The sequence below is a fragment of the Streptomyces sp. NPDC059037 genome, from assembly GCF_042740015.1.
Lineage (GTDB): Bacteria > Actinomycetota > Actinomycetes > Streptomycetales > Streptomycetaceae > Streptomyces.
Map to the genome: position 1 here is coordinate 1 of NZ_JBHYIG010000342.1, position 9,633 is coordinate 9,633.

The 9,633-nt window shown below is 73.4% G+C and carries 9 protein-coding genes; 2 read left to right on the plus strand and 7 right to left on the minus strand.

Going from position 1 to position 9,633, the window contains the following annotated elements; all coding sequences use genetic code 11:
- Positions 1-230: 230 nt before the first annotated feature.
- A complete protein-coding gene (locus ACFWY6_RS40790) occupies positions 231-692 on the minus strand; it encodes a hypothetical protein (RefSeq protein WP_360763513.1) in 462 nt (153 codons plus the stop codon).
- 110 nt (positions 693-802) lie between these two features.
- Positions 803-1,273: an ATP-binding protein gene (locus ACFWY6_RS40795; RefSeq protein ID WP_384701554.1), complete on the minus strand. Its 471-nt coding sequence runs from the start codon at positions 1,271-1,273 to the stop codon at positions 803-805.
- A gap of 156 nt (positions 1,274-1,429) precedes the next feature.
- Here ACFWY6_RS40795 and ACFWY6_RS40800 point away from each other — a divergent pair, with 156 nt between their 5' ends.
- Both ACFWY6_RS40800 and ACFWY6_RS40805 read left to right on the plus strand, forming a co-directional pair.
- A complete protein-coding gene (locus ACFWY6_RS40800; protein WP_266868193.1) occupies positions 1,430-2,290 on the plus strand; it encodes a helix-turn-helix transcriptional regulator in 861 nt (286 codons plus the stop codon).
- Positions 2,291-2,383: 93 nt separating this feature from the next.
- Complete coding sequence (locus ACFWY6_RS40805; RefSeq protein WP_365500295.1) at positions 2,384-2,599, plus strand: DUF397 domain-containing protein; 216 nt, start codon at positions 2,384-2,386, stop codon at positions 2,597-2,599.
- Positions 2,600-2,629: 30 nt separating this feature from the next.
- On the opposite strand, the gene ACFWY6_RS40810 is transcribed toward ACFWY6_RS40805, so the two are convergent.
- The 5 genes from ACFWY6_RS40810 to ACFWY6_RS40830 form a co-directional block, all read right to left on the minus strand.
- Positions 2,630-3,352, minus strand: coding sequence for a dual specificity protein phosphatase family protein (locus ACFWY6_RS40810; protein WP_384701558.1), 723 nt, complete (start codon positions 3,350-3,352; stop codon positions 2,630-2,632).
- A 224-nt stretch (positions 3,353-3,576) separates the two neighbouring features.
- Positions 3,577-4,485: a hypothetical protein gene (locus ACFWY6_RS40815; RefSeq protein WP_384701561.1), complete on the minus strand. Its 909-nt coding sequence runs from the start codon at positions 4,483-4,485 to the stop codon at positions 3,577-3,579.
- Positions 4,482-6,644, minus strand: a complete 2,163-nt coding sequence (locus tag ACFWY6_RS40820; RefSeq protein ID WP_384701564.1) for a PEP/pyruvate-binding domain-containing protein — start codon at positions 6,642-6,644, stop codon at positions 4,482-4,484. The genes ACFWY6_RS40815 and ACFWY6_RS40820 overlap by 4 nt, the downstream gene beginning before the upstream one ends.
- A gap of 614 nt (positions 6,645-7,258) precedes the next feature.
- A complete protein-coding gene (locus tag ACFWY6_RS40825; RefSeq protein ID WP_384701567.1) occupies positions 7,259-8,749 on the minus strand; it encodes a glutamate synthase subunit beta in 1,491 nt (496 codons plus the stop codon).
- 93 nt (positions 8,750-8,842) lie between these two features.
- Positions 8,843-9,322, minus strand: a complete 480-nt coding sequence (locus ACFWY6_RS40830) for a DUF1772 domain-containing protein (protein ID WP_266868198.1) — start codon at positions 9,320-9,322, stop codon at positions 8,843-8,845.
- Positions 9,323-9,633: the final 311 nt, after the last annotated feature.

Consider the following 9,633-nt stretch of genomic DNA (forward strand, 5'->3'; position numbering starts at 1 on the left):
GCTGGTTTTTGTTTATACCCCACCGCGCCCGCCGCTTCGCGGGGTATTCTTACCCCCCCCCCCACCCGATGGCCCCGCAGCTGTTGTTTCAGCCCGTCCGGCGTTTGAGGACGAACTCGGCGGAGCCGGTGATGGACGGTCAGTTCGCGGCCGGCGCAGCCGGAATTGATTCGGGTAGGGGTGGGGTAGGGGAAAAGAACCGCCCGAAGCTAGGCCCGCACCGCCCGAAGCTAGGCCCGCACCGCCCGCGACCACCCCGGCGTAGTCCCCGTCACCCTGCACAACGCCAGGTACAGAGGAATCGGCGGAGTGTAGGGGACACCGGCGGCAGCACCCTCCGCCGGCGGGCGGTGGATCAGGGAGGGGGACCGGCGCGCGCCGGGGACGACCGCCCCCGCGGCGTAGTACGCGGGAGCCGGCCACTCCAGAGCGACATCGGAGTCCGCCGGCACGATCCACCACCACCGCGCCCCGTCCACGTCCTCGTACACACACCCCACCCGAGGCAACCGCGCCATCAACCGGGGCCCGATCCCCGCAGGCACCGCCACGGCATCGCACCCCAGCGGCTGGGACATCCCCTCGGGAACGGCGAGCCGGGTGAGCGGCGGAACGGCGGCAGCGGCCCGCCCCCGCTCGAAGCGGACCAGCGTGTTCAGATCCAACGGCCGCCGCACTGTCACCCCGTTCACACGCTCCCCGCCCGCATCGTCGTCACACCCGGGCCGCCCGCACGCCCAAGCCGTCCTCACGCCCACGCCGAACACCGGCTCACGCTGAACACCGGCTCACGAACACCTGCTCACGCCCGAAGCTCCGCCCACACCGTGCAGCCCACACCGGGACCCTCGTCCCGAACCCCCCACGCCCTGCTGACCGCCTCGACGAGGAGCAATCCCCTCCCGTGCTCGTCGTCGGGACCTCGATGGGCGGGACGCGGGGCACCTGACCCCCACCCTTCGTCACGTACCGCTATGCGCAGCGTCCCGGGGCGCGTACAGAGCTCGCAGATGATCCGGTGGCTCGCCGTGTGCACGATCGCGTTGGTGACCAGTTCGGAGACGACGAGGGCGGCGGCATCGCGCGCGTCCTCGTCGATGTCCCAGCCCACGAGCTGGGCGCCCGCAAGCCGTCTGGCCTGCGCGGCAGACCCCGGCCGTGGCGCGAGCGCGAAGCTGACGCAGAGCTCGGCACCGCCCTCGGACCATGCGTCGGCGGTATCGCCAACACGGGCCTCGGCGGCTGCGGCATGTAACGGCGCGGGCGGAGTCACGCCATCCACTATCGCCCCGCCGGGAACACCTTGGCAAGACCCACTCTGAAAAGTGCACAGTGGCGTGTCCCTCCGAGACGGCGCATGGCACACTGCTCGCAACGGCTCCAGGTGCGGAGTGAGTTGGGGTTACGTGGAGTACGTGGAGGTAGGGACGTGAGCGAACCGCGGTCTGCGCCGACCGTCGGACAGGTCGTTCTCGGTCGCCGCCTGCAGGACCTGCGTGAGCGCGCCGGCCTCAAACGTGAGGAGGCCGCGCGGATCCTGCGCGTCGCCCCGGCCACGGTCCGCCGCATGGAGCTGGCCGAGGTCGCGCTGAAGATCCCGTACCTCCAACTGCTCCTGAAGTCCTACGGCATCACGGACGAAGAGGCCGAGGGCTTCGTGATGCTCGCGGAGGAGGCGAACAAGCCGGGCTGGTGGCAGCGGTTCCACGACATCCTGCCGGGCTGGTTCAGCATGTACGTCAGCCTGGAGGGCGCGGCCAGCCTCATCCGGTCCTACGAACCGCACTTCGTGCCCGGACTGCTCCAGACCGAGGAGTACGCCCGTGGTGTGATGCGCTCCGGGGCGATCGGCCAGACCAACCCCGATGACATCGAGCGGTATGTGGCGCTGCGGATGGAGCGTCAGGCGCTGCTCACCCGCGAGGACGCGCCGCGGCTGTGGATCGTGATGGACGAGACCGCGCTGCGCAGACCCGTGGGCGGTCCCGATGTGATGCGCGAGCAGATCGACAAGCTGCTCGAATCCGTCGAACTGCCCCATGTGACGCTGCAGATCGCGCCGTTCTCGGCGGGTCCGCATCCCGGCACGTACGGCCCGTTCGTGCTGTTCCGGTTCGCCATGCCGGAGCTGCCGGACATGGTCTACAGCGAGTACCTGACCGGTGCCGTCTATCTGGACGCGCGGGGCGAGGTGGCGACCCACCTGGAGGTCATGGACCGCATGGCGGCGCAAGCCGCGACGGCACATCGCACAAAGGAGATCCTCCGGGATGTCCGCAAGGAGCTGTGAATGGATCGACACCGAGCCGGTACGCGACCCGGGTCAAAGCCCGGAGCCGGGTCCCGCCCCGAGTCCCGGGACGACTCCCGGATATACAACGGCATGCCCGCCCGTGACCTCGGCAACGAGGGCTGGCACAAGCCGTGGAGCGGCGGCAACGGCGGCAACTGCCTGGAGGCCATGAAGCTGGCCGACGGCAGGGTCGCGGTCCGCCAGTCCGCCGATCCGGACGGCCCGGCGCTGATCTACACCCATGGCGAGATCACGGCGTTCATCCAGGGGGCGAAGGACGGGGAGGCCGACTTTCTCCTGTCGTGACCGCCAGGGTCTTCAGGAGACGCGGGCGTCTCACAGCCGCGACCACATCCGGCGCGGGGCGTCCACCAGACGGCTCACCGCGACGACCGGCATCGGGGGCTGCTGCGCACGGTCGTCGCGGAGCCGCAGCGCGTAGTAGATCTGCTCGACCGAGGGCGGCCCCACGGCGAGATTGCGCCGCACCGCGGCCTGCGACGACCCCTCTCCGGTCCGCACGAGATACGCGGCCGCCATCGTCCCCGTACGCCCGACCCCCGCGCCGCAGTGCACGAACACCGGCCCGTGGGCGGTGCGCACCACGTCGAGGAACCGGCGCACCTGCACGGGCGTCGGCGTCTGGCCGTCGCGGATCGGCAGCCGTACGACGTCGAGTCCGGCGCGCCGCGGTGCGGCGAGCTGGGCCGCGCTCAGGTCCTCGGCGCGCAGATCGACGACCGTGGCGAAGTCGAGCTGCGCGAGCCTGCGGTACCCATCGGGGGAGGGGGCGGCACCCCGCCACAGCAGTCCTTCGCCGTCCACCGGGCGGAAGTGGTGGATGCCGGGCGCGGTGACGGTGCTTGCGGGGGCCGCCGTCGCGTTCCGCGCCCAGTAGGAGAGCGCGAGGATGCCGAGGGTGCCGGTCGCCCAGAGCGCGAGATAGCCGAGCGCGCACCCGGCGATGACGCGCAGACAGACGCGGCGCAGACGGCGATGGCGGGGGAGCGGACGCGGGCGGGGAGCAGGTGCGGACGGGGCCGTGCGGGTGACGGTCATGGGTGACCAAGGATCGGGGACGAGGTGTACTGGCAGGGTAACGCACCGTACATAAAGGGGAGTTGAGAAGTGATCCGGCGGGCGGCCGCGACCGCTCAGTCAGCCGCCCAGCCGCCCAGCCGCCCCAGCCGCTCAGCCGCCCCAACCGCTCAGTCGCTCAGCCGCCCCAGCCGCTCAGTCGCTCAGCCGCCCCAGCCGCTCAGCCGCCCCAGCCGCTCAGTCGCTCAGCCGTCGTCCGGATCCGTGTCGCCGATTCCCCGCACCGTCAGACGGGCCTTGTCCAGACCCGTGTCCTCCAGACAGCCCCGCAGCCGCATGCGGTCGTGGTCGGTGAGCGCGGGCCGCACGACACCCGCGTACATGTCGTCGCCCAGCGGCCCGAGCGCGGCATGGCGCAGGGGGACGGAGGTGGAGTCCCGGCAGCGTTCCCAGATCTGATGGGCGGCCAGCGAGCGGCGTTCCGGTGTGGCGTCCGCGCCGCGCATGTCGATCCGCAGGAGCACCGAAGTTGCCGCCGACGTGTTCGCCTGCTCCTCGCGGGTCTGGGTGAGCTCGGCGATGCCCACGAGGAGCGCGGCGAGCAGGGCGGCGCCCACGGTCGCGGCGGCCAGCAGGCGCACCGTCCCGCGCCGGTCGCGCCGCGCGCCCGGCGGCGGCAGATCCTCCAGGCCGGTGCGGGGCGGCGGCGCCGCGAGGACGGCGAGGCGCCCGGCGAGCCGCTGTTCGGCGGCGGGGCGCGCCGTCGCGGACGCGATGCGCTGCACTGCCCAGGCGAGACCGGACAGGAGCACGCCGGTCACCATCAGGACGGGCACGAAGACGTACGTATGTCCTGCGGGGTCGTCGTCGAGCCAGCGGAAGCGTGCCGTCCGCGACTCGGGGCCGGGGTTTCCGTCCGTATTACGCAGCCGCGCGAGTACGTCCTCCTGGCGCCGGTCGGCGTCGCGCAGCCGCTCCTCGACGCGGGCGATACGGCCGAGGAGCACCGCGCCGAGCAGCACGATCTCGACGACCAGGAGCAACACCCCGCACAGGATGGCCCGTTGCCACTGCCAGCGGTAGAGATAGACCACCAGGTAGACGGCGGCTCCGGTGGCGGCCGCACCGCCGAAGAAGTAGGCGAGACGCTTCATCGGGGCACCTCGGGATCTGTGTCCGCTGTGCCTTCCGTGTCCGTATCCGTATCCGTGTCCGCGTCCGTCTGTACGTCGCCGGTCGTGCCGTCCAGTGTGAGGCGGGAACCCGGCGGGAAACGCCGTACCGCGTCCGACACACCGACGACCGCAGGGAGGGCGAACTCACGGGCGAGCACGGCCAGATGGGAGAGCGGGCTGCCGGTCTGGGCGACGAGTCCCGCGAGGCCGGGCAGCAGATGCGCGAGCGCCGGGTCGAGCGTGCGCACCACGAGCACCGCGTCCGGCGGACGCGCCCCGGAGCCGTCCCACGCCGTCCCCGCGGCCCGCCCGCCGGACACGCCGCGCCCGCTCTCCGCGGTGCCCCGCGCGGACCGTTCCGCGACCACCGCGCCGCCCTCCGCGATCCGGAACGCGTCCGGCAGCCGGGCCGACGTGGCCCGCGGCAGCCGCTCCCCGGCATCGCCGGGCAGCCGGCCGCCGGTGAGCGCGGCCATCAGCTCCGGCCACCGCAGCAGCCCGACCCGCCCCGGCGCGCCGAGCTCGCCCCGCGCCACAAGGCGCCGCGCCGCCTCGCGCACAAGGCGTACCTGCAGCTCCTGCACCCAGCGGATGCGCAACCGCAGCGCCTCGCGCGGCGGAAGCCCCGGCGCGCCCACGGACGCGGGCGCCGACGTGCTCCCGCCAGGACCCGCGCTCCCCGGCAGCCGCACCTGCCCCTCCAGGCGGGGCGGAACCAGTGCGAGCAGCACCGGATCCCGCGCCACGGCATGGTCGTCCGAAAGACCCCGCGCCCGTGCCTGCGCGAGCGCGGTGAGCGCCGCACCCGCCGCCGTCGCGGTGTGCCGCTCGGGGAGCAGCGCCCCGCAGAGAGCCTCCTGGGCGTGCAGGGACACGAGGGCGGCGCGGGTCCAGCGGAGCGTGGACACGAGCTCTGGGTAAGAGAGTTGGGCGGTCTGTGCCGTCCCGGCGAGCCCGCGGTCGATGTCCGCGGCGAGGTCCAGGGCGAGGCCGGGGAGCGCCGCGGTCAGCCGGCCGAGCCGCCAGGCCGCGGCGAGCCGGCGGGCGCCCGGCGCAGGGTTGAGCAGCGCGAGGCCGCGGTGCGGGGGCGGTGCGGCGCCCAGGAGACGCAGATCGGCCGCCGCGCGTCCGCCGACCACCGTGACCACGGGCGTCGTCCGCAGCGTGCGGCGCGGCGCGGTGGCCCCGATGTCCAGCGCGGCGGCGAGCCCGTGCGCCATCGGAGCGACCCACAAGTCCTCTTCCAGCGGCTGGAGTTGGTCCGGCAGCGTCTCCGCGACCGGGCCGGGACCGAGCAGCCGGGCGCCGCGCGGCGGTCGGGCCGCCATCGCCGTGATGGGGCGGCTCTGAAAGAGCCAGAGACGCCCGTCGCCGTCGAAGCCGAACTCGATGTCCTGCGGCCCGCCGAACACCTTGCGCGCGCGCCGGGCCAGGCGGGTGAGGCGGCGCAGCTCCGCCGGGGTCAACAGCGGTTCCGGCGCCGGGGGTTCGGTGCGCAGGACGCGACCGCGCGGGCTCAGCAGATAGTTCGTGCCGGGCTGTTCGCCGCTGACGAGGGTGTCGGGACCGCCCCGCACCGCGCTCACCAGCATTCGGTCCCGCCGCCCCTCGACGGGATCCGCGCCGAACAGTACGCCGCCGACGCGGGCGGTGAGCATCGGCTGGATCAGGACCGCCATCGCGGCCGTCGTGCCGTCGGGAAGCTGCGCCGACGCGCGGACGACACCGACCGCCGCACGGAACGCATCCCATCCGCGCACATCGAGCACGGACGCGAACTGCCCGGCCAGGGACGACTCCTGGGTGTCCTCCTGCGGAGAGGAGGAACGGACGACGAGCGGCAGCGCCCCGTCCGCCGACAGCTCACGCCAGGAGTGATGCAGGGCGCCGGGCGACTCGCCCGCGCCGTGCGGGACGACGAAGCCGGGCAGTACGGGGAGTCCGGCGCGGGCGGCGCGCGCGAGGTGCGCGGCCTTGGAGCCGGTGAGCTGGGTCTGTGCGGCCCGCGGATCATCCAGAGGGACGGGCGGGAGTGCCGTTGCGTGCGCCGCGTCCATGCCCCGCGGCCCGCCCTTGCCCTCGCCATGACCGTCGCCGTACGTGTCGTCGTATGCGGGGCGTTCGCCGAGCGTCGTCATCAGGCACCCTCCAGGACCGGCCGCCAACAGGGGGGACGCGCGGGGGTGGCCCTGCGCCTGACGGCGGAACGAAGGATCTCGGCATGCCGTCGACGGGTCCGGTACCGGCCGCGGAGCGCATCACAGCTCCCGCCCCGGCGGTCCCCGACGCCGACGTGCCTCCAATGACAACGATCCCACCAGAGGGCCAATTCCCGGAGCCGATACGCCGGTTGGCGGCGGCTTCCGGCCAGTGCGGCCGGTGCGTCCGGTGCGTCCGGTGGGGCAAGGCGGACGTGAGGGGCATTCGATGACGGCCGGTCAGGCGGTCATCGGGCGGTCGTGCGGTCGGGTCGGGGTTGTGAGGTGTGTCGGGTCGGTCAGCCACTGGTCCGCTGGGGTGGGTGGCTGTGCGGGGGGCTTGGGTCGGGCGGTCATTGGGTGGTCGTGCGGTCGGATGGGGGCGGTGAGGTGTGTCGGGTCGGTCAGTCGCTGGCCCGCCGGGGTGGGTGGCTGTGGGGAGGGCCTGGGGTCAGGCGGTCATTGGATGGGCGTGCGGACGGGTCGGTGCGGTGGGTGGTGTCGAGCCGGTCAGCCACTGGTCCGCTGCGGCGGGTGGCCGTGATGGCCTTGGGTCAGGCGGTCATTGGGCGGTCGTGCGGGCTGATCGGGGCCGTGAGGTGTGTCGCTCCGGTCAGCCAGCGGTCCACCGCGGCGGCCGCGCCGCGGCCCTCGGCGATTGCCCAGACGACGAGCGACTGGCCGCGGCCCGCGTCGCCCGCCGCGAAGACGCCCGGCACGTTGGTCGCGAAGCCCGCGTCGCGTGCGAGGGTGCCGCGGTCCTCGACGTTCACGCCGAGTTGGTCGAGCAGGCCGCCTTCCGTCCGCTCAGGGCCCGAGAAGCCGAGCGCGAGGAGTACCAGGTCGGCCGGGAGCGCGCGGGTGGTGCCGGGGCGCGGGCGGCGGTCCGCGTCGACCTCGGCCAGGTGCAGGGCACGTACCCGCCCCGTCGCGTCGCCGGTGAAGCGCAGGGTGGACGCGGCGAAGAGCCGTGCGTCGGCGTCCGCCGCCGGTGCGGTGCCAAGATCCCCGGCCTCCTCGTGGGCGGCGGAGAGCCGGTAGACCTTCGGGTACGTCGGCCAGGGCTCGGCGAGGTCGTCGCGCGCGTCGCCCGGCCGTGCGTAGATGTCCAACTGCGTGACGGACGCGGCCCGTTCGCGCACGGCCGTGCCAAGGCAGTCGGCTCCGGTGTCCCCGCCGCCGACGATGACGACATGCTTGCCTGCCGCGGACAGCGGGGAGCGGTCGAGATCGCCCTCGCGGACGCGGTTGGCGAGCGGCAGATACTCCATGGCCTGGTGGATCCCGGCCAACTCCCGCCCCGGCACGTCCAGTTCCCGCCATGCGGTGGCGCCGACCGCGAGGACGACGGCGTCGTGCCTGGCCCGCAGCTCCGCCCCGCCGATGTCCCGGCCCGCATCCGTCGACGTACGGAAGACCGTGCCCTCGGCCCGCATCTGTGCGAGCCGCCGCTCCACGTGGTGCTTCTCCATCTTGAACGCGGGGATCCCGTACCGCAGGAGCCCGCCCGCGCGGTCGTCGCGCTCGTACACGGCGACAGTGTGCCCGGCGCGCGTCAGCTGCTGCGCGGCGGCGAGACCGGCGGGGCCGGAGCCGACGACCGCGACGGTACGGCCGGAGTGCCGGCCCGGGGGCCGCGGCGGGGCGAGGCCGTCCTCCCACGCACGGTCGGCGATCGCCGCCTCGACGTTCTTGATGGTCACCGCGGGCTGGTTGATCGCGAGGACGCAGCCCGTCTCGCAGGGCGCGGGGCACAGGCGGCCGGTGAACTCGGGGAAGTTGTTCGTGGCGTGCAGCCGGTCGGCGGCGGCCCGCCAGTCGGCGCGCGACACGAGGTCGTTCCACTCCGGGATCAGATTGCCCAGCGGGCACGCGTCGTGGCAGAACGGTATGCCGCAGTCCATGCAGCGGTCGGCCTGCCGCTCGATGATGGGCAGCAGTGCGCCGGGTACGTACACCTCGTCCCAGTCACCGACCCGCTCGCCCACGGGGCGGCGCGGCCATTCCTGGCGGGGGGTGGTGAGGAAGCCCTTGGGGTCGGCCATGGCCGTCTCCCTCTGCGTGCTTTCGCAGGCTTTCCGCCACCATACGTCCAGTCGGCCGCCCCGGCACTCGGTCGGGCCGGGGGCCTGGAGCGGTCAGGTCAGCGCCAGGATGAAGGACGCCGCAGAGGCGAGCGACGCGCCGACCCGGATGTGGTTCCACCTGGTCCACTCGCTGACATACGTACGCCACTTCTCCGCGCTCTGCGGGGCCTGGGGGTCGAGCTTGGCCAGGGCGTCGTTGCGGGGGACGTTCGCGGCGATGGTCACCCCGAACGACCCGAACAGATACAGCGCGCTGCCGAGCAGGATCTCCACGGTGCCCTCGTCGGGCCAGAGCACGAACGTGACGACGGCGACGACCGAGCTGAGGCCTGCGGCGCCCATGAAGACGGCCATGAACCCGGGGGTGACCGCGGCGACGTTGATCGACTGCATCGCGGCGATGCCCTGCGCAGGGGGCAGCGCGGCGAGGCCCTTCATCACGAAGGTCGAGAACGCGATGAACGCTCCGGCCACCAGGCCGCTGGCGAGCGCGCCCAGCAGCACGAGTACGAAGTACGGTCCCTCGATCATGACAACTCCCGCGTCGGGTAAGGCGGCCGGGTGGTGGGTGAGCGAGCCGTGAGTCTGCATGGCGGGGTCGCCCACCACAAGTCAATTCCCTGGGCCCGGGGCCCGCCATGCGCACGACGCGCGCCCGCATACGAGGGCGTCTCGCGGTGCCCCTGAGGGGCCGGCTATCGCCGGCCCCTTGCCCTACGCCGCCGCTTCGCGGCGATGCGGGGTGTGGTGCCGGCTGTCATCTGTCCGTCAGGCTCAAGCCGCCGCTGCGCGGCGGATCTTTCCCGCCCACCCACCCGTTCACCCGGGGTAATCGGGTGGGC

Coding starts and splice junctions, on each gene's coding strand:
- ACFWY6_RS40825 (WP_384701567.1), bottom strand. CDS start 8,749: ATGGCCGACCCCAAGGGCTTCCTCACCACCCCCCGCCAGGAATGGCCG.
- ACFWY6_RS40805 (WP_365500295.1), top strand. CDS start 2,384: ATGCCCGCCCGTGACCTCGGCAACGAGGGCTGGCACAAGCCGTGGAGC.
- ACFWY6_RS40830 (WP_266868198.1), bottom strand. CDS start 9,322: ATGATCGAGGGACCGTACTTCGTACTCGTGCTGCTGGGCGCGCTCGCC.
- ACFWY6_RS40820 (WP_384701564.1), bottom strand. CDS start 6,644: ATGACGACGCTCGGCGAACGCCCCGCATACGACGACACGTACGGCGAC.
- ACFWY6_RS40810 (WP_384701558.1), bottom strand. CDS start 3,352: ATGACCGTCACCCGCACGGCCCCGTCCGCACCTGCTCCCCGCCCGCGT.
- ACFWY6_RS40815 (WP_384701561.1), bottom strand. CDS start 4,485: ATGAAGCGTCTCGCCTACTTCTTCGGCGGTGCGGCCGCCACCGGAGCC.